This window comes from Sphingobacterium sp. UBA7855 (genome assembly GCA_002500745.1).
In the GTDB taxonomy this organism is placed as follows: Bacteria; Bacteroidota; Bacteroidia; order Sphingobacteriales; family Sphingobacteriaceae; genus Sphingobacterium.
On sequence record DLST01000002.1, the window covers coordinates 164,167 to 189,817 of the forward strand.

Consider the following 25,651-nt stretch of genomic DNA (forward strand, 5'->3'; position numbering starts at 1 on the left):
CTTGGCACTCCATTGTAAACAAATTTAATTTTAGTGATGTTGTCAAAATCGACATTTAATAAAGGAATTGTTATTCCTAGTTTGATCTTTATCATAGGCGTTTGCCTATTGTCGGTATTTTTTCCGATCCTTTCTGTACGTATTTTAGATACTGCCAAGCAATTTATCTTTGTTAACCTCAACTGGGTTTACGTATGGGCTGTGACACTATTTGTTATTTTTCTCCTTTACCTGATGTTTAGCAAATTTGGTAATATCAAGTTAGGAAGTAACGACAGTAAACCCGAGTATACTTTTTTTTCATGGATTTCTATGTTGTTTGCCGCCGGTATGGGGATCGGGTTGATGTATTTCAGCGTTGCTGAACCGATGCAGCATTTTTCAACAGACGCATTTGCTGGCCATCATGATATCAATCGAGCTCAAAATGCCCAGCTGTATACATTTTTTCATTGGGGTATACATGCTTGGGCAATCTATGGCGTTGTGGGACTGGCTCTGTCTTATTTTGCTTACCGCTATCGGCTGCCGCTGTCCCTTCGGAGTTGTTTCTATCCACTATTAAAAAATAAGATTAATGGAAAATGGGGTAATGCTGTTGATGTATTTGCCCTCTGCAGTACGTTCTTCGGCATTACGACGACGCTGGGTTTTGGCGTGGTCCAAGTCAATGCAGGCTTGCAAACTTTAGGGATTTTGCCTGAGAATAATTTTACCTATCAGATTGTTATTGTTGCCGTGTTATCACTATTAGCTATTTTATCAGCTACATCCGGTGTTGATAAGGGGGTAAAAATATTGAGTAACATTAATATAATTACCGTAGTGATCTTGTTATTGTTTGTACTTTTCTTAGGGCCAACTGTTTACCTTATCGGAAGTTTTACGGAAGGAATAGGTAATTATGTAAACAATTTCTTTAGTTTAACTTTTGATACGCATGTGTATGACGAAGCTACATTGCCCTGGTTCTACAATTGGACGATTCTTTATTGGGCCTGGTGGATATCATGGTCTCCTTATGTTGGGTTATTTATTGCTAAAATATCCAAAGGGCGCACCATTCGCGAATTTATTGCGGCAGTACTTATTATCCCAACCATATTTAATTTTATCTGGATGTCTGTTTTTGGTAATAGTGCGATGTGGTTTGATATGCACTTTGCCAAAGGTGCATTGAGCGCGTTGGCTGATAATCCTGATGCCTTGATGTTTAGGTTTTTGGACTATTTACCATTCTCCGAGATAGTGAGCTATCTGGTCATTCTGATTATCATTATCTTTTTTGTGACTTCAGCCGATTCGGGGATCCTGGTGATGAATAGCATTTCTACTAAGAATGCCGAAAAGTCACCAAAATGGCAAATGGTATTTTGGGGGGCTCTGTTGGCTATCTTGGCGCTTATGTTGTTAAATACGGGTGGATTGCAGGCATTGCAAACCATGACCCTTATCACGGCTTTACCTTTTTCGCTGATTATGCTGCTTTTTTGTGTCAGTTTGGTCAAAGCATTGACCATTGATCGGAGTTATTATGAACGTGATTTTTCGGTCAGTACGGTCCCGTGGTCGGGGGAACTTTGGAAAGATCGCCTGCAACAGATTGTCTCATTTAAAAGTCGCGAATCTGTTGAAGAGTTTATGAAGAACACCGTGATGGTCGCTTTTGAGGATTTGCAGGCAGAATTTAAGTATAATGGTATTGAAGCAAAGATTCAAGAGTTAGCGCAGCCCAAGCGGATACAAATTGAAATCCGGCATGACGTAATTAACAATTTTATCTATGGCGTAAAAAGCCAGGTCAAAGTGGTTTCTGATTATGTGGTTGAAGAAGAGAATCTTCCAGAATTTGATGATAAAAAAACGTATTTTCCTAAATCGTATTTTGGAGATGCCCGTGAGGGGTATGATATTCAGTACTTTACAAGAAATGAATTGATCAGCGATGTATTAAAGCACTACGACCGTTTTTTGGAAATCATTTCGGAGGAGAAAAATGAAATGTTTATTAGTAGTAATGCGAACAAAAATCTACGATGAGGTAACAGTCATAGCGGATGATTTCGCCTGAGGTTGTTGCACGTTATCTCCGATTCACGGTTTGTATAAACGTGATATTGTAGTAGAATTTATTTATAGATAATTTAGATTAAAGTGAAGAATATAGTATACATGATATTTCTTTTAGTACTCATCGTATCCTGCGGTCAGACTGGAAGGAACGATTTGCAAGATCGTGAAGAACAACTTTTAAAAAAAGAACATGATTTTGCGCGGAAAGAGTCTGAATACGATGCATTATTAGCCATGCGGGATAGCCTGCGCGCAGCAGAATCCAAGCGGCTTAGGCCCGACACAATAGTGCAGCATTGGCCAGATTCGATCGCAGGACAATGGAGTAGCAGATTGGTCTGCCGTTCGTCGAATTGCAACAATTATGTAATTGGTGACCAGAGGAACGAGCAATGGGAATTTATGGCTGATGCTACAGGTATTTATGTAAAGACCTATACCAAAAATAAAACGACGCGACTTTTTAAAGGTTCTTTATTGGATAATCGAATTAGCTTGGTTCAAGTACAAGATAGTATGGACGAAAGTAGGGCGAGGGTTCAGATGAACCTTGATCTGATTGGTGCTAAGATCATGCGCGGAACACAGACGATCGGCACAAAAGGCGACTGTCAAGCAAACTTTTCTATTGAACTTACACCCACTGAAAGATGATCCTAGCCAGTATTCACCACATTACTTTTCCGGTTGAAGACCCTTTACTTAAGTTTTTTATCGAGTTGCTCATTATACTGCTGGTGCCGCTGCTACTCAATAAAATAAAAGTTCCACATCTGCTAGGTTTACTGGTAGCAGGTGCGATTGTTGGTCCCTATGGCTTCAATATGCTCTCGCGAGACAGCAGTGTTGTGGTAACAGGAACGACAGGGCTGCTTTACATTATGTTTCTAGCTGGATTGGAGATAGATATGGGTGACTTTAAGAAGAATAAATGGAAAAGTATCACGTTCTCAATCTATACTTTTTTGGCGCCGTTTATCCTCGGATTTATCGGAGGATATTATGTATTGCATTTTTCGTTAGCGACTTCAATTTTATTTGCCGCATTATTTTCGTCACATACGTTGATTGTTTATCCTATGATCAGTAGTTTGGGCATAGCAAAAAATCTTTCCGTCAACATTACCGTTGGCGGGACTATGATTACAGATGTGCTGACTCTTTTGGTGTTGGCTGTGATTGTAGGCGTGTCTCAGGGGGAAGTGGGTACAGTCTTTTGGATTCGATTAGGTGTTTCAATGATTGCTTTTGCCTTGGTTGTCTTGTTGGTATTCCCGATTATAGCCCGCTGGTTTTTTAAAAACGTGCCGGACAAAATATCCCAATATATCTTTGTCGTCGTGATGATCTATCTGGCTTCGATTTTGGCGGAACTGGCCGGTATTGAATCCATAATTGGTGCCTTTTTTGCTGGTCTCGCGTTAAATCGCCTGATTCCACATACGTCGTCATTGATGAACCGGATTGAATTTGTTGGAAATGCTATTTTCATTCCATTCTTCCTCATTAGCGTGGGTATGCTCATTGATTTTTCGGCATTTTTTAAGAGCTGGGAAACCCTTGGGGTAGCAGCTACCATGTTGGTCGCCTCTATTGGTGGTAAATATATAGCCGCCATGCTAACGCAAAAGACCTTCCGTCTTAATAAAGAAGAGGGTATGCTTATATTTGGGATGAGCTCGGCTTCTGCTGCCGCAACATTAGCCACTGTTATGGTGGGTTATAATATTATTCTCGGCCAAACAACAGAAGGTGAACCCATTCGTTTACTCAATGAACATGTTCTGAACGGGAGTATTTTACTGATTCTGATTTCGTGTACGATCTCATCTTTTGTGTCAATGTCCAATGCGCAGCGCATTGCTGAGGCAGATCGCGAAGATACCATAGCAGGGGATAAGCTGCCCGATGCTCATATTCTATTGCCGATCAATACCGAACAGATGACAGAAAAAATGGTCAATTTGGGACTGCTGATCCGTACAAAATCAAAAGAAGATCAGCTCTTTGCTTTAAATATCATTAGTGAGGATAAGAATGAATCTTCGGTAAAAAATGCAGAAAGGATTCTTGAATCCGCAGTGAAACTGGGAGCATCGGCTGATGTGCAGGTACAGGCTATTACCCGACATGACAACGGAGTAGTTGACGGAATAAATAATGTGATTAAAGAAAAATCCATTTCGGATCTGATTATTGGCTTGGATAAAGATAAGGGCTTTTCAACGTCTTTTATGTATAATCTGTATAATGGCTATTTAAAAAATGAGCATGTCAATTTAATGTTATACCGTGCTATTCAACCAATTTCAACTGTAAAAGAGTATGTTGTGCTTATCCCCCCATTGGCATACCGGGAATCCGGCTTTTTTGAAGCGCTATCAAAAATATGGAATATTGCGCGCAATTCGAGTGCCCCACTTATATTTTACAGTACAGCAGATATCATCGAAATTCTTCATCGGATCATCAAAAAGTCGGCTGTCGAAGCGTCATTTGTAACCATATCCGACTGGAAAGAAGTCGATCAGGTTATTGGCGGACTAACAGCTGATCAGGGGTTAATCGTGCTAATGGCCGACCGTAACCGCTTTTCGTATAAGTCGCCAATTCATACCATTACCCAATACCTTAACGAAAATCAGATTGATAACAATTATCTACTGATTTATCCCTTTACTGATAATAACAATGACGTGTCAGAAAAGCGCGCGATTAGTAATCACCAAGACTTTGCTGAGATCGGTAAACTGATCCAGCGGGTATTCCGATAACGGTTTACTGAAAAGTGCCCAATAGTTTTTATAGGAAGACAATTGGGCACTATTTGTTAGTTGTTACAAGCTAGATTCAGCATGTTCTTCTCTCGATACTAGTAAACGCAAATCGTCTGCCGCCGGCAGTTCAAAGATTTGCAAGTGAAAGTGTTTGATTGCTGCGAGCAGATGGTCAAAAATATCGGCCATCGTATCTTCAAAATATACCCATTGTGTTCCCTTGGTAAACATATATAATTCCAAGGGTATGCCATATTCAGTCGGAGCCAGCTGACGTACCAATAACGTCAATTCTTGGTGGATATTAGGGTTGTTTTTTGCGTATGCGAGGACATAAGCCCGAAATAGACCAATGTTCGTCATTCTTCGGCCGTTAACTGGCGAAGAATTGTCTGTATTCCATGTCTTATTATATGCGGCAATCTCGCGTTCGCGCTGATCAATGTAAGGCGATAGTATTCGGATATTTTTCAATGCTGTTATTTCCTCCTCGCTAAGATACCGTACTGATGACATTTTAATATTCAGTGCGCGCTTAATACGACGACCACCAGTCTCTTGCATTCCGCGATAATTTTTGAATGAATCGCTGAGAAGCGTATAGGTCGGTATAGTGACAATGGTTTTGTCCCAATTCTGTATTTTGACATTGTTAAGATTAATCTGTAACACGTCACCATCTACACCATATTTGGGCATTTCAATCCAGTCACCAACACGCACGGAGTCATTGGCCGACACTTGAATACTGGCAACAAATCCCAAAATTGTATCTTTAAATACCAACATCAGAATTGCGGAAGCTGCGCCCAGTGACACGAGAAAGGACCATGGTGAGTTTCCTGTTAGAAGTGAGACAGCGAGTGTTCCGATCACAAAAATTAAAAAAATCTGTACCACCTGCAGGTAACTGTCAATGGGCTTATCTTTAAAACCATTTGAAGTGCGGAAGATATCACGGCAGGTTTTCAATAGGCTATTCATAAGATGATAGATAGTCAGCAACACCACTAAATCCAAAAATTTTACCAAAGCAGCCGTTAACACTGGAAAGCCCAGAAAAACAATCGGTAACAACTGTCGCGCCAGCAAAACGAGAATGGCACGACTCACTCGAATATGTACCTTATTGCTCAAAAGGTAATCATCCCATTTGGTTGAAGTTCGAAGTGCAATTTTATTTAGCGCTGTAAAAAATACACCGCGCATGATATAGTCGAGCACATAGAGGAGTAATGCTGCGGTCAAAAGGAGCCCTGCAGCGGTTGCTATATGGGACTGCTGTGCGGGTAAGCCCAATTTGGAAAAGAGATCGAAAATGTACTGATAGATTGAAGTTGATGATTGTTCACTGAGATTTAGCATAGTTGAATTTTTCATATGAACAGACAAATTTAAGAAAAAATATTAACACGTGTTTTTGTACGTTAAAATACGCTTTTAATTGGTATTTTTTGCTTATTGATTAATTTTTCATTACTTTTGTCAATTAATAGATAACCCGATGGCAAAAAATCGCTGTTTTTGCCTCTTTAAAACCCCCAATAATTTGAATGAGATTAGTGTGATTGGTGGTGGGAGTTGGGCCACGGCCCTGGTTAAAATTCTAACAGAAAATAGCATACATGTGAACTGGTATATGCGGCGTTCCGAACAGGTACGCTCAATCAATGACGATGCTATCAATCCCGACTACCTACCTTTTTTAAAACTTGATAATACAAAAATTTATGCTTCTGATCAGCTGGATATGATCGTGGCGCGCTCGAAAGTGATCCTGTTTGTTGTTCCAAGTGCGCAACTGGATCAAGTTTGCGAAGCAATCCCCCAAAAGGATATGAGCGGCAAATTTGTGATTACCGCAATAAAAGGAACCGTAGGGCCGGAGAATTTGCTTCCCAGTGCATTCATTGCCCGGCATTTTGAACTGACCGACTTACAGCAGGCGATTATCGCGGGCCCTTGCCACGCAGAAGAAATTGCAAGAAACAAAAAAACTTATATAACCTTATGTGGGTCGAATGAAAGCGTTATTCAAACGATTTCGAACGGTTTTGCATCACCCTATATGGAGGTGCACTATAGCGCTGATATGATCGGGGTGGAGTACGCGGCCATTTATAAAAATGTGGTCGGTATTGTCTGCGGTATGGCTGAAGGATTGCACTATGGCGACAACTTTATGGCTGTGCTGGTTGCGAATGCAATCGACGAACTGGGATTGTTGCTGCAAGCTGTTGGCGTACCCAATGCTCGGCTTGGTAACTCGACCTATTTGGGCGACTTATTGGTGACGGGATACTCCAGGCATAGCCGCAACAGGAAGTTTGGTCAATATCTCGGCCAGGGATTTTCGGCTTTTGAGGCTCGTGGGATGATGGGTATGGTTGCCGAAGGTTACTATGCGACAAAGGGGCTAATGAATACCGTATCAAGTCTCGAACTCAATATGCCCCTATTACAGACTGCCTACCGGGTGCTTTACAACCATATGGCAGCAAAAGATGAATTTAAACTTTTAGAAAGGAATATAAGATAATATGATATTAGCAACAGATTTAGATGGAACTTTTTTGGGAGGTAAAATGGAAGACCGCCTCAGGTTATATCGATTGATAAAGGCGAGTGCGGATATGCAGCTGGTTTTTGTGACAGGGAGAGGCTTGGAGTCTGTATTGCCTTTGCTGAGCGATCCACTTATTCCGGTGCCAGATTTTATAATAGCTGATGTGGGAGCTACAGTGGTGAATGGCCACAGCCTGGAAGCAATTGAGCCTTTACAGAGCGAAATTGAGGAAAAATGGCCGCAGACTTATGCGATCCGTTCAGCGCTGGATGAGATTCCGCAATTGCGTTACCAACATGTACCACAACAGCGGCGCAGCTCTTTTTTTTATGAACCTGAGGTTGACCTCAATCTAGTAAAGCAGGTGGCCGACAGGTATGAGTGTGATATGATTACTTCGGCTGATCAGTATCTGGACTTGCTTCCGAAGGGTGTGAACAAAGGTACAACGCTTAAAAAGCTGATTGAATTTTTGGATGTCGAGGCGGACGATGTAATGGTAGCTGGAGATACCCTTAATGATCTCGCCTTGTTTGAGATCGGTTTTCGCGGTGTTGCCGTAGGAAAGTCGGAGGGCAGCTTGCTTGAAGCTGTTGGTCAAATGGACACAGCTTACGCTGCCGAGGCCGCCGGAGCGGGTGGGATATTAGAGTATATGAGCAAGTATCGCCCTTTCCAGCAACTCATCCGTACTGAACAGAAAATAGTGCCTCAAAAAGGCAGAGCTAAAAAATCGGATCAGCTCGTGATGGTGTATCATCGACTGCCTTTTGAAAAGGAATCGATCAATGGCAAGACCGTACGGGTGTCTCCGAAAAGTCCAAACGGAATTATTCCTTCATTATTGGGCTTATTTGAAAAGGGGCGTTCTGGTCTTTGGATCGGCGAGGAAGTTTTGCAGCCGGATGGTCAGCCGGTTCCTAATCAGTTGGTAGATGAAAGCAGGTATCCCAACCTGGTAGCATCCACCATATCGTTGTCAAAAGAAGACATTGATAAATTCTACCGCGTGTTCTCAAAAGAGGCCTTTTGGCCAACTATCTTTTCTTTTGTGGACCGTGCAAAGTTTAACCACGAAGATTGGGACCACTACTTGATGATTAACAAGTACTTTGCCGAACGTATAGCAAAAGAAGCCGACGATGGGGCCCTCGTATGGATTCATGAATATAACCTATGGATGGTACCGTCGTTTTTAAAGGCCATGCGACCCGATCTAAAAATTGGTTTCTTTCATCATACCGCTTTTCCGGCGGCTGACATTTTTAATATTATTCCGTGGCGCAAAGAAATTATCGGAAGTCTGCTGCTTTGCGATTTTATTAGTTTTCATATTCCGCGTTACGTAGAGAATTTTGTGGATGTAATCCGTAGCCATACACCTTTTAAGGTGATCAAAAAGGTCAATGTTGCCAATCAGTTTCTGACTTATAGCTGTGCCCTCGGAGTAGATCAAATGACGAAGGTCATTGAAGTAGACGGTAGACAGATCAGGTTGGGAGCTCAACCGGTCGGCGTAAACAAGGATCATATCGAACAGATTTTGATGGATGATCAGGTGAGGCTGGAGATCAATGCGCTCAAAAGAAACAAAGACGAATCAGGAGTAAAGCGTATTATATCTATCGAGCGTTTAGATTATGTAAAAGGCCCGTTGGAGAAAATTCAGGCTTTTGGAGAGTTCTTAGCAGAATACCCAGAATTTAGGGGTAAGATTGAACTGGTGAACGTGTGTACACCGCCATCGCAGGGGATGACAATCTACGATGAAATCCGCGATCAGGTGAATCAGGCAGTGGGTGAGATCAATGGAAAATATGCAACGATGAATTGGACTCCGATACAGTATTTTTACAGAGCGCTTCCTTTTGAGGAGGTTATCAAACATTATGCGTTAAGCGATATTGCCTGGATCACACCTTTGCGTGACGGCCTCAACCTTGTCGCAAAGGAATACATTGCCACCCATGGATTACTGGACACTTCAGGAGCACTTGTACTTTCCGAATTCGCGGGAGCATCGGTGGAACTGCCCTATGCCATTTTGACAAATCCCTATGATCGTAAGAGTATGAAAGATGCCTTATTGAAAGCTTTGGTGATGGAACCGGGCGAGGCTCAAGTGAGAGCCCGTCGGCTTTATGAGCATATCGAGCACTACGATATCCATTATTGGGGAAAAGATTTTGTGAAGGAGCTCGAAAAATCTGTTAAATATTAATGGACGGTTTCTTTAGGTAATTGATAAGTTAAGGATCATATTGCGGGTATATCGATACCGCAGAAAAACTCGTGCAGATTAGGAGGGTCAAATTTGATAAAAATTTGGCCCCTTTCGCTGAAGAATCGCTATATTTGCGGCTATAACAATGGTTGCGAGAATTTTCAAATCGATTACAATAAACCTGCTGCTGCTATGCGTCATGTTGATGAGCTTTAGCAAGATTTTTATTGTGCTAAGCTTTTATGCGAATCGTAGCGAAATTGCCAATACCTATTGTATCAATAAAAGTAACCCAGCCTTACATTGTGATGGTAAATGCTTTCTTATACGCATATTGAAGAAGGAGGCGCAACGTGAGAGAGATGTTCACGAATATTTCTCCAAAACACCGGTTTTTTTCTGTCACCACTATTTTTCGACATCTTTGCCAAAAATGTTTACCCCAAAATCTGAGCGCTCTGTTCGCAAGGCGAGGTCTCCCTTGTTTCTTAAGTTTGATTTCTTTCCTAAAATACTCAGACCACCCATTGTTTCATTAGCATAATTCTAACGGATTATCCCATTTTTTGAGATAAAATCTATTATTCATTATGACGACTTTCGGTTTGTCCGGGATTCGCTATACTGGATTCTAGTTTTAATCTACATTTATTATTGGTTCACTTTAACTTATAATGCTTTTGAAAACGATATATTTAGCGTACGTATTCACGTTTACGCTTGTATTTACCATTTGTAGCAGCACTGCAAGAGCGCAATATAAAGATTCACTATTGCCCAAACAGCTTGACTCTGTTTATATCAACGCACGGTTCAGCGCCAAGGATAAAGCTAGCTTTCAGTCTGCCCGCATGAATATCCCTGACTATGAAAATCCACAGGTAACTGCCAGCGTGGGTAAACACCTCATTAAAAATAGAAACTACACAACCCAGTCTGGGATGCTATCGAATGCGGCGGGTGTAACACCTAGCTGGGCCGGAGTGGCACCTTACTTTACTATTCGTGGATTCCGGACGCGGAGCAATTTTAGAAATGGCTTGAATGCTTATTTACAGTATAGTGATGAAAATAGCAATATCCAGCAAATAGATGTGATAAAGGGGCCGAGCGGTACATTGTTTGGAGGAACAAATATGGCTTTTGGCGGGCTGATCAATGTACTTACGTATGCACCCATTGATAGTAGCTTTATGAATTTTTCGCTGGCTACAGGCAACAATGCTTTGCAGCGCATCAATATTGACCTAAATACGCATTTGGATGCAACCCATAAGTCACTGTTCAGAATGTTTGGTACCTATACGTCCCGAAAGAGTTTTCAGGATGCAGGAATAAATAAAAGTATTTTTCTCGCTCCGAGTCTCAGTTATCAGTTAAGTCCAGATCTTAAGGTGAGGCTAGAGGCAGAATTCTTGCGCAGGAATACGACAAATAGTCCTTTATTTACGCCAGCAAATCCACTCGTCGGTGGAACTTTGAGCAATGTTGAGCATTCCAGCAGCCTGAATTTAGATTATTTTAAATCTTACACCGATAACACTTTGCTATGGCAAACATCTTCATTGAATTTTTATGCAAAGATAAGTTACACCATTTCTCCGGATTGGCAGTCTGAAACAAACTTGGCCAGTACAAATAGTACATCGAACGGCGATTATCAAACAAACTTATTGATCAAAAGTAATACTGCCGTAGCAAGGAGGGTATTGCACTATGATGAGGAGGGTATGCGTAATTATCAGGTGCAACAAAACTTTATCGGTCATTTTAATATAGTGGGGCTGGACAATAAATTGCTGGTCGGTCTTGATTACCACCGCTATAGCTATGCTGCGAATTATAAAAATGCCGGTTATGTCGATACTATACTCATCGCCAATCCTTTGCCTACAGCAAATTTATTGCATGCAGACCTGATCCGTCATCTTGTACTTTCTAAACAGCCCAGCAATTCCGTTGCTCCGCAAAACAGTTATTCGGCTTACATTTCAGATGTTATCCATCCAACAGATGCGTTGACATTGATGCTCAGTGCGCGATATGATAGACTGATCAATTTGGGGACGAAAGATTTGCTAACAGGCACAACTACTGCGGATTATAAGCAATCAACTATTACCCCAAAGATAGGGTTCACTTATCAGCTTCTTCCAAAAGTGGCGACATTGTTTGGAAATTATATGAGCGGCTTTCAAAATCTTGCGCCAACGAGCATAAATGGTGTCTTGTATAATTTAAAACCGCAATACGGTAGTCAGCTCGAATCTGGGGTCAAAATAGCGGTTCCTGATCATGCACTCGATTTGACATTGAGTTATTATGCCATCAGCGTACGGAACACCGTAATGACAGATCCTAACGATGCCACGAAGTATACACAGGGGGGGAGGCAATATAGCCGCGGTCTGGAGCTGGATATACAGTCAGAACCCTTACCCAATCTCTTTATACATGTAGGGGGAGCCCACAACATAAGCAAAGTAACGGTTGCTGACGCTGCAGTGCAGGGTTTGAGACCGGTAAATGCTGGGCCCAAATGGTCTTCCACTTGGTATGTGAGTTATGACCGGCCGTTAGCCAAAGAAAGCAAGTGGAATGTTGGATTCGGAGGTAACTATGTGGGTCAGGATCTAATCATTAACAGCCGAAGTGCGGGGAGTTTTTATACTGATTCCTATATCCTTTGTAATGGTAATATTGGTTATGCATACCGACAACTTAAATGCAATCTGACTGCCGACAATCTATTTAATACCCGCTATTATTACGGGGGAAGAGGCTTTATAAGCCCAGGGAGCCTGCGCCAGTGTATCTTGTCGATGTCACTGCATTTTTGATAGCTAAATTTAAACGCAACGCTCCAATTATTATGGCATATGTATTTATTTATATCACAGTCAATCGCTTGGGCGATCGACTGTGATATATGTTAAATATTATATGTAGTACTTTAGCTATCAGGGCTTAAAATAATACGTTGGAAATTATAAATAGATTAAATGCTATTAGTTATTCAGCTGTAATTTCCCAATAAACGGGCGGCTATCAACTGTCATTATCGCTTCTTTAATGGAATAGCATAATTGATAGTTTTCGCTCAGTATTTTTTTGCTTGATTCTATCTTGTCTTTTTCCACCTTATCAACAATCCATGTTGGGTTTAATGGATCTGAATTAAATTTGGTTATTAATACGGTAAATCCTTCTTTCTGAGCACTGATTAGCGTGTCTTTTGTTATATCTACTATCTTCATAGTGAGACAATATACAAAAAAAATATGGAAGTTCTTTTATCCCGAGTAATAAACTGTGCCAACACACTTGTTACAATCGACGGTAATGATACCTGATGTAGTTCGCTTTTGGGTTTAAATAGCCTAGATGCCAATGAAGATTTCTGCATGTTTTTGTGGTGCAAATAGGATAGTTTAACATTCTAATAATTTTTATTAATTTAGCATCATATGATAGCATTGATGGAGAATAGAACTATTGATTTTACCATATTTTTATTTAATGAAACAGTAGGTGTATGCGTGAAGTTAATTGTCATGATGAAAAGATTCATCTTTGTGGTAATATTCAGTCTTTTGGCTATCTATTTATCTTCGAGGATGATAAGTGTGTTGGTGTAAGTGAAAATTGTGCCGTGATTATGGGGGCAGCAAGTTCTACGGTGTTAGGTATGACCGTTGAAGCTGTTCTGGATCATGTCGCACCGTCGTTTGGGCTACGAGGAGATAAAATTGAACAGGCAGTTTCCCAAAGTCTATTCGCCAGATTTGTTGAACGAGTGACGATTCATCAAAAAGATTACTTTCTCAGTTTATACCGATATGACGGAAAAATATATCTTGAGATTGAAGATTGTGCTCTACAAGCCGTAAAAACAACCAAATTATACTATTACGCCAAGCATTTAGAAGACCAACGTGAAGGGAAATCTTGCTGGCAGGCATTGACCGAACTGATAAAAGATATCATCCACTTTGATCGGGTGATGATTTATCGTTTTATGGAGGATAATAGCGGTCAGGTGATTGCGGAAAGTAGGAGCGAGGAATTAGAATCGCTGTTAAACTATAGGTATCCGGAGTTTGATATTCCAGCACAGGCTCGAGAACTTTACCGTATCTTCCACGCGCGGCATACGGCTGATGTTGATGAACGAGCAATTCCAATTATGGGCAAGGCTGCAGAAAATTTTGATCTGACACGCTGTAGCTTAAGGGCACTTTCGCCCATGCATTTGCAATACCTTAAAAATGCCGGCGTAAAGGCCAGTGCTAGCTTTAGTATCATTGTCGATAATGAACTCTGGGGACTTGTTGCATGTCAGCATCGGGAACCTATGCATGTGGATCTCTCGCAACGGCATTTATGTACATTGCTGACTCAATATGCTGTAAACCGCTACCTGGCAGATTTTCAGAAAGAACAAGTTCGTTTGCATAAAAGCCTTTCTCAGCTGGAGCATAGTTTAAAAAGTGAATTGTTGGTCAAACGTGACTTGCATGATGTGTTAGAAAATTATGCTAATCGGATCATGGAGGTCATGAATGGGCAGGGGCTCATCATTAAACGCGATCGGGCGATCATGACTGTCGGTGAAGTGCCGGACAGAAAGATCCTCAAAAAGATTGATGAGGAGATTGGAACTAAGGAGTTTTTCGTCACCGATCGATTTAAGTGTACTGGCTTTGGTGACGATGTGGAGATTTTTCCTGGTGTTTTGCGTATTAGCATTTTACCTGTAACGAATTGGTACTTATATATTTTCAGGAAAGAGCGTTTGATCGAAGAAGTTTGGGCAGGGAAACCAGAAAAAGTGATGCAGATTGACGCCGAAAAAAAGATTGCTTTTCCTTCGCCACGCACTTCGTTTGAAGCGTGGAAGAAGATAACAAAAGGCAAGTCCGAAAAATGGCGTCCTTCAGAAATTGCCTTTATTGAAAATATGACGCATATCATTCAGCAGTCTATTGCGCAGCGTGGCGGAGAAATTGACAAACTGAACAGGGAACTGGTGCGCTCAAATAATGCACTTGATACTTTTGGATATACGTTGACCCACGATCTTAAAAATCCATTGACTACCATTCAGCTAACGGCTCAGATGTTGCTATATAAAAAGGATGTCTCTCGGGAGTTTCTAGAAAAGTCAATGAAAAATATTTTGGAAGGAACGCAACTCATGAATGATATGATGGACAAAGTGTATCAAATGTCTAAAGTAAACCATGTTGACTTTGTCTTTGAACCGATCAATCCGCGGTCAAAGATTCTTAATATCGTTGAGAATTGTAAGCAGCAATATCAGGTGTCCCATTTGGAATTTAATATGGGAGAGACATTACAGGTTATGGGGGAGAGAACCTTAATATATCAATTGTTTCTGAATCTTATCGGCAATGCGATAAAATACAGCAGTAAGAAGGAAAATCCAAAAGTCTCTGTAAATAGCTTTAGGGATGGGGATACCGTTCGTTATGATGTAAAAGATAATGGAATTGGCATAGATCTGAAGGAGAGTGATAGAATTTTTGAAATTTTTGGACGTATGTCGAATACCGAAGGTTATGAAGGTTCGGGCATTGGTCTATCCATTGTGAAGCAAATCGCTAATAAGCTCAAAGCAACATTGCATGTGGAAAGTGAACTTGGCGTCGGTACTACTTTTTCAGTCACCTTCAATAATGTCCCTGTAGCTATATAGGGACAATGGACGATGTGAATTTTGAAAAAATGGAAACAATCGCTATTATGTATGGGTTCATAATGATATGAGACTTTTTTGGAATCATTATATTAAGAATTTATACCATTACATAATTATATATGCTGAGTGCTGACAAGATGAGTGAATTGCAATATGCTTTTAAGTTGAATCATACCTATTATTTCGACGACTTTAATGATGATGATGAATTTCTGAATGCTGCTCAAAAACTGATTGAAGATAAATGCTTCATCATAGTTTTTGGAACAACTAATGATGCAGATGAATTGTACGACAAATTATTATTCTTCAATCAGTATTATTTTCCAGTCTCCGAAATAAAAGGTTGTTTAAAAAAAGGCGCTTATTTTGCTTTTCGGTCGGATCTTTTTAAAGGTTATAGCCTGCGGAACAGATTAAAGGATCTTGGATTTCTCGAATACTCAATGCAGGAGTCATTGGTTCTGAAAGACAACCATCAGCGTCTTATTGCGAAGCTCTTCAACTTATTGGTTGAAGAGACCAAAATGCCTCAAAGTGAAATTCATTCGACAATAATCGCTTCCTATCTGAATCTGCTGTTGTACCATATGCAAAGGTTCTACCAACGCTTCATGGAAGATAAATCGGATGAAATTAATGCATTACAGTGTCAATTCTTAAAGGAGCTGTATACATTTTTCGACCAGGAGAGGCGTTGTATGCTAGCACCACCGACCGCTGCATCATTATCGAAAAAATTAAATTGTACTGCACGATTTCTTAATGATATCTCGCTAAAGGTGTCGGGAAAGACAGCACAGTATCATATTGAAAATTTTATCGTTACTGTTGCCAAGCAGCTATTAGCTGAAACGGATCTTTCTGTAGCTGAAATAGCGGAACGAATGAAGTTTGAGCATCCGCAGTCGCTTACCCGATTGTTCAAAAGAAAAACACAAATTACCCCGCTCGATTTTAGGATTTCCATTATTTAATTAAACATTCTATCAGCAGCGTCCGACGCTGCTGATAGAATGTTTAATTAAATAAAGCAATTGTTTATCCCATAAATTGACTACCTTGTCGAAATCTCAAAGAAAGATGATACAATAGGTTTGGTAACCAATTATCTACCCAGCTTAGGTCTATTTTTTTTATTCTCTCCTAGACCATATTTTTCAATCATTGCGGTGTTTATAAACAATCAAAAAATGAAAAAGAAAATTGTTATTTGTGATGATGACGTACTTATCCTTAACGTATTAGAGCTAGCTTTAAAAAATGAACTAAGCGATGTTTATCCCGTTATAAAAAGCAGGGAACTTTTAGCCATTGTGGACGAAGTATGCCCTGATATTCTAATATTGGACATTGATATGCCTTGGTTATCTGGTGACGATATCGTACGCGAGCTGAGAAACTCGGAGAAACAAGCCGATCTTCCGGTAATCTTGATGTCTGTGAGGTTGCAGGGAAAGCAGATTGCGTCCGAATGTGGAGCTGATGCCTTTTTGTCCAAGCCATTTGAATTGGACGATCTATTCTTATTGGTTGATAAACTAAGTCGACGATAAATTCGCTAATATACTATTTGTATTTAAAATAAAAGCACTTTTGATTAAAAGTGCTTTTATGAAATATAGTGAGCGTATTTCAATGCCTATTTAAACTAATTCTTTAGTATAGTATCAATTTTTTGAGTGATATCTACCAGATCAAAAGGTTTTGCGATAAAACCATTGGCACCTAAACCGCTTGCAATCTCTGGTCCATCCACGCTAGCTGAAAGCACGATGATGGGGGTGTCTTTGATTTCGGGTGTGCTTCGGATCATTTTGATCAGCTGATCACCAGAAATTATTGGCATCCAAAGATCCAATAACAATAGGTCAGGCTGATGGGAAATTAATTGCTTTGTCAGGTTGGTACTATTCGATTCGCATATGACATTAAATCCTTCCATATCTAAAAAAAGTTCCAGCATTTCGAGTATCCCTCGGTCATCATCACAGATCATTATCTTTTTAGTCTGCATATTTTTTATTTATTATTTAGAATGGGTAATGTAAAATTAAAAGTAGATCCTTCACCCAGCTCACTTTCCACCCACAACGTACCGTTGTGATTGACAATGATCTCGTGTGAAACATAGAGACCGATTCCTAACCCCGGGAATTTTTTCTGTATATGGCTGACGCGGAAAAATCGTTCGAAAATCTTTAATCTGTCCTGATAGCTTATTCCCATACCGTAGTCTCGCACAGACACCTTGACAAAGGTAGCAACCCTATGGATACTAACTTCAATTTTTTTAGATTCTGGAGAATATTTAATAGCATTTGATAGCAGATTATTGAGCACTTGGATAATCTGTAGTTCGTCGCCCTCCACGATACTATCCGAACTACCTGAAAAATGAATATCAGCGTCAGGAACGGCAAGTCGCATACTCTCTACGGCGTCCTGTATCGTTTTATCGATCTCAAATGGTTCCATGTGCAGTTCCAAATTTCCAGATTGAATTTTAGAAGTATCCAAGAGTTTTGTTATAAGCAGGTTCAACCGATCGATGTAGGCTGCTATTTTATCTAATGTCGAAATAAACTTTGGATCTGTATTGTCGACACTGAGTCGCTGTACAATCTGAAAAAGCCCCTTGATGGTTGTCAATGGCGTTTTGAGTTCGTGGCTTGCGATAGACAAGAAATCATCTTTACGTCGATCTTGCTCTTTCTTTTCAGTGATATCTTCGATCGCGATGAGGATTCGGTCTTTGTATTTTCCTTCGAATTCAACACGATAGGCGTTTAGCAACATCACTTTTCGCCCAATATAAGGGAACGTATGATCCACTTCATAGTCGATCACTGGGTTATTGGTAGGCAGTATCTGTGTAAGCATCTCTTTTAAAGAAGCAATATCCCATTGCTGATTACCCAAATCAAATAACTCCTTTCCTACCGTTTCCTCTGTGGTCACTTTAAAAGAGTTTAAGAAATGCTTGTTGGCGCTTATTACAATATAATTGGCATCTAATACCAAGAGGCTCTCTCTAACTGTTTCAATAATGCTGGATAAAAAGCTTTCTTTGTCCTGAAGTTCTTTTGTTCGCTGCTGTATTTTGAGCTCAACATGTGACTTTTCTTCACGAAGATCGTGCTCAGCTTTTTTGCGGTCACTGATATCATTTTGAACACCGATAAAATGTGTTACCTGATTTTCATCGTTCTTTACCGGGGAAATAAAAAGCTCGTTCCAAAAAAGCGATCCGTCCTTGCGATAATTACGAATTTCGATTTTGCATTCTTCACCCCGCAGAATCGCTTCTTTAATAATTTTACGTTCTTCTTGCGAACGATCTTGTGCCTGTAAAAAGCGACAGTTGTGACCTATTATTTCATCTTGTGTATATCCACTGATGGTTTCGAAAGCTTTATTACAATAAATAATAGGGTTGTCATGCTGCAAATTGTCCGTAATAATAATTCCCGAATAGGCAGAATTCAATGCTTTTAGATAAAGATCTATATCATTGTTCTTGTTTTCGCTACGTTGCTTTGCATTGCTGTTTCCGGAAGGATTTTTTCTCATATACTATAGTATACCACGCTTAACCATGGTGCGCGAATTTAATTCAAAATTCGAAATAAAATGGAAAACTGTAATAACTTATTTTAAATACCGTATAAATGCGGGCAAAAATACTCGGTAACAATAATCGATATGGTTATTGCATTTTACCCTATAATTTTAGAAATATTATCGCGTAAACTAAAGAAGGAACAAAGTTCATATTGACGCACAGTGTAAACTTGAAGTGTAATATACACGATAGGCGGGTTTTAATGTGCTTGTATTATAACTGTGAGTTTATATAGATATATTTAATATGTTTATTTATAAATTTTTATGTTTATTAATATTGTGAGTTTTAGCGGGTAAATAATGTTAATTTCATTTTCTTATGGCTGGTCTATAGGTATAAAAAAATAGCTTGGAGGCCCTCATAATGTACCGTTGGGTGTTGTAGTCTTATAGTATTCCATGTAGAAACAATCCTATTTGAAAAATCATCAAAAATCTGAGCCGTATAGCAAATGAAATAAAATAGAATTTTTTAATAAAAATGTATATAATTTTTATTTACAACTATATATGTATTTTATGTTCATTAAGTGTGTAAGTGGAAATTAAGGTGTTTAATTATTGAAAATAGAAATAACTTCTGAACTCAGGACTGACACTATGACGTGACAAAGAAAGTTGCCTAAGCCTGAAGGTGGCCTGAAGATGGTGTGATTTAAATATACATTATTGAATATTTTTGACGGATTAAATAGCGTTGAGTTATGTAGAATATATAAAAAAAGTGCAACGGTTGCCCGCTGCACTTCGCAAGAAGATAAATAGACATCTTCTTGTGTGTTTACTTAATTATGCGATACGTACGTTAACAGCGTTAACACCTTTTTTACCGTTTTCTACATCAAATGTTACACTGTCATTTTCGCGTACTTCGTTGATTAATCCTGATACGTGTACGAAAATGTCATCTCCACCAGCAGCTGGAGTAATAAAACCAAATCCTTTTGTTTGGTTGAAGAATTTAATAGTTCCTTCTTGCATTGTTTTATATATTATTATTAAAGTATTCTATAAATAAATTCGCGTTACGATACGGATATCTTAACCCTATTCAATCGATTTGTATGCAAGAAATGATGTTTGTAGTTTAATGTGCTTGGGTATATTCAAGTTCAAAAAGGTACTTCACCTATTATTTTGACAACAAAAAATGCTTCTGAAGATGCGAAACTGAGCGGGAAGTGTGGTAACTTTTCGATTTCAGATAAGCAAATGGAGCCGATTATTTATCAAATATAGCTATAAAATATTGTTAATCATAGTATATAAGAACTTATTATTAAAATGAATGGGTAATTCCGCCGTTAAGTCGTATTAAAGTTGGTTTTAAAGGTAAAATAAATTGGCACATCTTTTTTAAACGTGATAAAGGAAAGCGTTTATGTTTGTCGAAGTGCCTAACGAAGCAAATAGGATAGCATTATGAAATAGTCTTCGGCATCACATCAGCATGTGCCGTCATATTGAACAAGGCGTAGCTTATGGAATCCCCATCGAAAGAATAAGCCACACGTAATAGCGTTTTTGTGCCAATAGCGAGACTCGGAATAGGATTAATTCTGCTTAGAGGACCATGCTAAGACAGGCTTATATAAAGACGCTATCGTAATCTTTGCCAAATTTATCATAATACAAAATGAATAATCCCCTGGTTAAGTATTCGTAGAACACGTTTACCGGACTTGGTTGATGGACTGTGCTTTTATTTGCCAGCAATTTTTCAACAATTATGGACTCTGCTTATTATATGATATATTCCAGCATGCAATACTAGGTAGATTTTTCCTTTCTTTTACATAAAATTTGTTCAAGTAAAAATGAATTGCGCTATATGAGATGCTTGTGTATTTGTTTTTTTTAATTTAATATTGATATTAACTTAATATTGAAGAAATCTTGTGCTTTTAATTTTGACATCGCAATGGAACATGTTCAGCCAATCAAATCTTCCAATCAGAAAAGTTTTAATATCGTATACGATAAATACCATCGGCAGATCTTCGGTTTTGTACTCAAGCGTACGCAATCGGACTATATCGCACAGGAGGTCACACAGCTGACCTTTATTAAACTTTGGAACCAAAGAGAGCGACTTGACGATCAGCTTAGCATCTTGGTACAGTTATTTGGTATGGCACGGCAGGTGATGATCGACTTGCTGCGTAAAGAGGCAACAAGGTTTAAATATGAGGGACAGGCCGCCGCAACTCCTTTTACAGACAGTTTGATTCGCGCGATAGAAAACAAAGAATTATTGCGTATGATGGAAAAGGATATTCAGAATATGCCCACAATGCGTCGTAAGGTATTTGAAATGAGCCGTAAGGAAGGTCTTTCCCATAAAGAGATTGCGGCCCAATTCTCTATTTCCACAAAGACGGTGGAACAGCATATCAGTAAAGCACTTCTTCAGCTAAAACAACATCTTTATTCCATCATGCTCTAGCTTCGGCAACTATAAATGTCGCTTTCCTATATTAAATAATTGTTAAGCACTAAGGGAAGTCGTGCTGACCTGCGTAATAGTAATATGAAGCATGACGAAAAGCAGCATCAGATTAAAAAGCAAATCTGGAAAATGCCCTTCCTGGTAGATGAAATTTTTAAGGACGAGGAATGGGAAAAATTCGATAGCACGGCGATGGAGGACGTTGTGCCCGCAGAAGCGATGAAAGCGAATATTCAATATGCCATTCAACATGAAGGAGAGGAAATGGAGCGCAAGGTTTTACGGCGGTATCGGTTGGTCAAGATGCTTCGATACAGTGCTGCGGCGGCGATTATCGTTTTCTTTTCCTTTTATCTTGTCACATGGTGGACGCAAGATTCAGTTCCGCAGCCTGCTGATCAGTGGTCAGCAGCTCAGTCGGTTGTAGCAGCTCAAGATACGGTTTGGATTTCGAAAGAAAATAAAAATCCCCGCAGTATAATCTTGGATCTACCCGATGGATCGCATGTACGCTTGTTTGCTCAAAGTAAGATTCGCTATGTGAAAAATTTTGCTGAACATGCCCGCGATATAGAACTTCTTGGTAAAGCATACTTCGATGTTGTTTCAGATCCAAATCGTCCATTTTCGGTACTTGCCAATGGCACTAAAACGACAGCGCTCGGTACATCCTTTACGATTAATACCAAATTGAAGCATCAATCTGTGACTGTTGCATTGCATACAGGAAAGGTGCTTGTGTCGTCCCTAAGCGATCACTTCAAACACGTGTTTCTGGATGGTCCGGGTCAAAAGCTGACGGTTGATTCACGAGGTGCAACAAGAATTGAAGCCGTCAATAAAAAACAGCCATTGAACATGCCTGATCTGTCTGCCCCGGATTTATTAAATCTTAAAAATACACCGATGCCTGCTGTGTTACAGGCTTTAGAAATAGCATTCAAGGAGCAGATTCATTTGGGGGACAAGGGGATAGCGGCTATTCACTATACGGGTGAGATTGATGTACAGAAAAATTCCTTGAAAGATATCTTGACAACAATCTGCTTAATCAATGAATTGCGCTTTGTTGCCAATGCGGACGGCAGCTACACGCTTTACAAGCAGGAAAACACGACTACCGAACATCTAAATAATTAACAAATATGCTCAGAAAAACAAATCCACAAAAAAGGAATCTGCTTATTTTTGCATTGCTTACAGCTGGACTAACCCAAGTTCATGCACAACAGCAACAGGTGAAAGGCGCTGTTCAAAATGAAAAGGGCGAGTTCCTCCCCGGTGTCAGCGTGAAAGCCATTCCGGTCAATGGAGGCGCTAGTGTGACCACCAGCACAAATAGTCAGGGACTATTCCATTTTCAGAATTTGGTGGAACATGCTGGTTATCAATTTGTGTTTTCGGCTGTTGGATTTCAGTCCGATACGCTTTCGGGTTATGTCATAGAGGCAAGAAAACCTTTGTCGTTGAGTGTGAAGCTTCAGCAGAGTGCCGTTAAACTGGATGAGGTCGTCATTGGTTATGGTCGTGTGTCCAGAAAAGATCTGACAAGCTCGATCACAAGCATTAAAGCGGAAGATGCTAATGTCGGTGTATTTACCTCACCAGCACAGATGCTACAGGGAAAGGTTGCCGGCCTGACGATTTCAACCAATAACAGTAATCCCAATGCGACGCCTTCCGTTAGTCTCCGAGGAGCTTCAACGTTACGTAGTGGTGAAGCGATGGAACCCTACTATGTGATCGATGGGGTCCCGGGTGCATCGCTGGCTTTGGTAGCGCCCGATGATATTGCGTCTATTGACGTGCTTCGCGATGCCTCAGCGACCGCAATTTATGGTTCAAAAGCGGCCAATGGCGTTATTATCGTTACAACGAAGCGTGGAAAATCAGGGCAGACCAATATCAATTACAACGGCTATTTGGCGATCGATAAAGTGGCTAAGCATTATGAGATGATGAATGCGGCGCAATACCGGTCTTATGTCAATGATAATGGATTTTCGATGGAACCAACGGACGACTTAGGGGCAGATACCGATTGGCAAAGAGCTGTGGAGCGGACAGGGATATCGAACAACCATAATATATCCATTCTTGGAGGTGCAGAAAAAACACAGTATAGCATCAGTCTCAATACCATCAAAAACAATGGGGTTATCAAAGGGACTGATATGGGGCGGCAGATTGCTCGAGCGTTTTTGCAGACCAAGGCGCTGAATGACCGGCTGACGGCTTCTTTCAATGTCAACGCAAGTATCACCAAGCAGAATGATGTGCTTGCTTTGGATCAGGGACTCAGCGTGTATGATGCGATGTACTATTACCTGCCTGTATCGCCGGTCCGAAATACCGATGGTTCCTGGTTTGAAAAAGCCGATCGTTCGCAATATGCCAATCCACTTTCCTTAATTGAAGAGAATACAAATTTTTCTAAAACTAAGGTGCTCCAGGCGCATGCAAAACTGGGCTATGAGATCTTGCCCGGGTTAACCTATAATATTGATCTTTCGCTGCAAAATAGGCAGTTTAACAATGCACAGTACTACTCGATGTTTTCGATGGCAGGACGTGGTCAGAATGGCAAATCTATCCGTGCCGCTGTAGAAGATGAACGGAAAGTGATGGAAATGAACCTGAGTTATGAAAAGACATTCGCCGGAAAACATAAGGTAGCTGCACTGGCAGGTTATTCATGGGAGGAGAACAACAATAACGATGGTTTTCAATTGACGACTTCCGATTATTACAGTGACGATTTGAGTTATTATAATCCGGGTATGGCCAATGTAGTTGATTTGTTGGGCTTTGGGAACTATTATCTTTCCACCTTGCGTATGATATCTGTTTATGGTCGTGTGAATTATGCCTATAATAACAAGTATCTCCTACAGGCGACGGTAAGACGCGACGGTTCCTCGGCTTTCGGAACCAACAATCGTTGGGCGACATTTCCTTCGGTGTCTGCAGCGTGGCGCCTTTCGGAGGAACCATTCATCCGTGAAACCGGAATTTTTGATGACTTAAAGCTGCGTGCGGGGTTCGGGGTGAGTGGCAACTCATTGGGCTTTGATGCATTTACAGCGCAGTCTGTACGTGGTGCCTCATCCAAGTTTTTCGATTATGTAAGTGCCGATGGTCAGGTAAGCCCATTACGTACTTTGATGGTGCTGCGCAATAGCAATCCGAACCTCAAATGGGAAACAACCAGTATGATTAATCTAGGCCTGGATTTCGGATTTCTAAAAAATCGCCTGACAGGGTCTTTGGAGGTCTATAAAAAGAAAACGAGTGACTTGATTTATGATTATCAGGTAAGCAAATCGAAATATATTTATCCAACGCTGACTGCCAATGTTGGTGAAATAGAGAATAAGGGGATTGAACTGAGTCTGAATGCAAATGCCATTGATAAAGAGGATTTCAAATGGAATACCGGATTGGTACTGTCCCACAATACCAATAAGGTGGTGAGCATTGCCAACGAGCAGTTTACGCAGGATTATATCGAATTGTCGGATCTGGGTGGGGCTGGGCAGACCAATGTTTTTCAGCAGAGGCTGACACCGGGAGCACCTATAGGTCAGTTTTATACCTGGGAATGGGCAGGCTACAACGATGAAGGGGTGTCGGTATTCTATACCCGAGATGAGAAAACGGGCGAGCGTACAGGCGAAACAACCACAACACCACAGAAGAAAGATCAGGCTGTGACGGGAAGTCCACAGCCCAAGTTGACACTGGGTTGGAACAATAGCTTTTCGTATAAGAATTTTTCTTTAACCGCAATGTTCCAAGGTGCTTTTGGACAGAAAATTATGAACGCTACCCGAGCGCGCCATTCAAACGTTGTTGGTAATGCTGGGCAGAAAAACGTACTTGCCAGCGTTGTGGAAACCGAGCGCATGACGGATATAAATGCACATTACCTATCGGACCGTTACCTGGAGAATGGAAGCTATCTGCGTTTGGCTTATGTTACGTTGGCCTATACGATACCGATGAAAAATATACCGATTAAAAACCTAAGAGTATATGCAACGATGAACAACGTATTTGTATTGACGAAATATAAAGGTATTGATCCCGAGGTGGGATTGGGAGGGCTAACTCCGGGAATTGATAACCGCCAGACCTACCCACGGACGCGAACGTTTATGTTTGGCCTTAACTTTAATTTATAAGACAGATCTGTGGGATGGAAAACTTCTTA

General features: G+C 40.4%; 17 protein-coding genes. 12 read left to right on the forward strand and 5 right to left on the reverse strand.

Annotation, left to right across the window (positions count from 1 at the left end; translation table 11 throughout):
* Window positions 1-36 precede the first annotated feature (36 nt).
* The 3 genes from B2107_RS01720 to B2107_RS01730 all read left to right on the forward strand — a co-directional run bounded on the left by B2107_RS01720 (window position 37) and on the right by B2107_RS01730 (window position 4,847).
* Entirely contained in the window at window positions 37-2,040 is a 2,004-nt protein-coding gene (locus tag B2107_RS01720; RefSeq protein WP_293952573.1) for a BCCT family transporter, read from the forward strand.
* A gap of 132 nt (window positions 2,041-2,172) precedes the next feature.
* Window positions 2,173-2,727 (forward strand): hypothetical protein, encoded by a 555-nt coding sequence (locus B2107_RS01725; RefSeq protein ID WP_293952575.1) that lies wholly within the window; start codon window positions 2,173-2,175, stop codon window positions 2,725-2,727.
* Window positions 2,724-4,847, forward strand: a complete 2,124-nt coding sequence (locus tag B2107_RS01730; RefSeq protein WP_293952577.1) for a cation:proton antiporter — start codon at window positions 2,724-2,726, stop codon at window positions 4,845-4,847. Before B2107_RS01725 ends, B2107_RS01730 begins: the two co-directional genes overlap by 4 nt.
* Window positions 4,848-4,910: 63 nt before the next feature.
* Here the strand turns inward: B2107_RS01730 and B2107_RS01735 are convergent, their stop codons facing one another.
* Window positions 4,911-6,230 (reverse strand): mechanosensitive ion channel family protein, encoded by a 1,320-nt coding sequence (locus B2107_RS01735; RefSeq protein ID WP_293952579.1) that lies wholly within the window; start codon window positions 6,228-6,230, stop codon window positions 4,911-4,913.
* A 124-nt stretch (window positions 6,231-6,354) separates the two neighbouring features.
* On the opposite strand from B2107_RS01735, the gene B2107_RS01740 reads away from it, so the two are divergent.
* The 3 genes from B2107_RS01740 (at window position 6,355) to B2107_RS01750 (ending at window position 12,480) form a co-directional block, all read left to right on the forward strand.
* A complete protein-coding gene (locus tag B2107_RS01740) occupies window positions 6,355-7,389 on the forward strand; it encodes an NAD(P)H-dependent glycerol-3-phosphate dehydrogenase (RefSeq protein WP_293952581.1) in 1,035 nt (344 codons plus the stop codon).
* A 1-nt stretch (window position 7,390) separates the two neighbouring features.
* Window positions 7,391-9,637 carry a glucosylglycerol-phosphate synthase gene (gene ggpS / locus B2107_RS01745; RefSeq protein WP_293952583.1) on the forward strand — a complete coding sequence of 749 codons (2,247 nt, stop codon included), beginning with the start codon at window positions 7,391-7,393 and terminating at the stop codon, window positions 9,635-9,637.
* Between the two features lie 683 nt (window positions 9,638-10,320).
* Entirely contained in the window at window positions 10,321-12,480 is a 2,160-nt protein-coding gene (locus B2107_RS01750; RefSeq protein WP_293952585.1) for a TonB-dependent siderophore receptor, read from the forward strand.
* A gap of 168 nt (window positions 12,481-12,648) precedes the next feature.
* Here B2107_RS01750 and B2107_RS01755 read toward each other — a convergent pair whose 3' ends face one another.
* Entirely contained in the window at window positions 12,649-12,897 is a 249-nt protein-coding gene (locus B2107_RS01755; RefSeq protein ID WP_209579862.1) for a hypothetical protein, read from the reverse strand.
* 278 nt (window positions 12,898-13,175) lie between these two features.
* Between B2107_RS01755 and B2107_RS01760 the strand changes: the two genes are divergently transcribed.
* From B2107_RS01760 to B2107_RS01770, 3 genes are all read left to right on the forward strand, one after another.
* Window positions 13,176-15,359, forward strand: a complete 2,184-nt coding sequence (locus B2107_RS01760; RefSeq protein ID WP_293952587.1) for an ATP-binding protein — start codon at window positions 13,176-13,178, stop codon at window positions 15,357-15,359.
* A 122-nt stretch (window positions 15,360-15,481) separates the two neighbouring features.
* A complete protein-coding gene (locus tag B2107_RS01765) occupies window positions 15,482-16,339 on the forward strand; it encodes a helix-turn-helix domain-containing protein (protein ID WP_293952589.1) in 858 nt (285 codons plus the stop codon).
* A 216-nt stretch (window positions 16,340-16,555) separates the two neighbouring features.
* Window positions 16,556-16,918 (forward strand): response regulator, encoded by a 363-nt coding sequence (locus B2107_RS01770; protein ID WP_293952591.1) that lies wholly within the window; start codon window positions 16,556-16,558, stop codon window positions 16,916-16,918.
* Window positions 16,919-17,013: 95 nt separating this feature from the next.
* Here B2107_RS01770 and B2107_RS01775 read toward each other — a convergent pair whose 3' ends face one another.
* From B2107_RS01775 to B2107_RS01785, 3 genes are all read right to left on the reverse strand, one after another.
* On the reverse strand, window positions 17,014-17,379 hold the full coding sequence (locus B2107_RS01775; protein ID WP_293952593.1) for a response regulator: 366 nt from the start codon (window positions 17,377-17,379) through the stop codon (window positions 17,014-17,016).
* 5 nt (window positions 17,380-17,384) lie between these two features.
* Complete coding sequence (locus B2107_RS01780; RefSeq protein ID WP_293952595.1) at window positions 17,385-18,935, reverse strand: PAS domain-containing sensor histidine kinase; 1,551 nt, start codon at window positions 18,933-18,935, stop codon at window positions 17,385-17,387.
* A gap of 843 nt (window positions 18,936-19,778) precedes the next feature.
* Window positions 19,779-19,970, reverse strand: a complete 192-nt coding sequence (locus B2107_RS01785) for a cold-shock protein (RefSeq protein WP_046676064.1) — start codon at window positions 19,968-19,970, stop codon at window positions 19,779-19,781.
* A 940-nt stretch (window positions 19,971-20,910) separates the two neighbouring features.
* On the opposite strand from B2107_RS01785, the gene B2107_RS01790 reads away from it, so the two are divergent.
* From B2107_RS01790 to B2107_RS01800, 3 genes are read left to right on the forward strand one after another with little or no spacing between them, the layout of a single operon-like run.
* Window positions 20,911-21,435, forward strand: coding sequence for an RNA polymerase sigma factor (locus tag B2107_RS01790; protein WP_293952597.1), 525 nt, complete (start codon window positions 20,911-20,913; stop codon window positions 21,433-21,435).
* A gap of 39 nt (window positions 21,436-21,474) precedes the next feature.
* A complete protein-coding gene (locus tag B2107_RS01795; RefSeq protein WP_293952599.1) occupies window positions 21,475-22,578 on the forward strand; it encodes a FecR family protein in 1,104 nt (367 codons plus the stop codon).
* Window positions 22,579-22,583: 5 nt separating this feature from the next.
* Window positions 22,584-25,622, forward strand: a complete 3,039-nt coding sequence (locus B2107_RS01800; RefSeq protein ID WP_293952601.1) for a SusC/RagA family TonB-linked outer membrane protein — start codon at window positions 22,584-22,586, stop codon at window positions 25,620-25,622.
* Window positions 25,623-25,651: the final 29 nt, after the last annotated feature.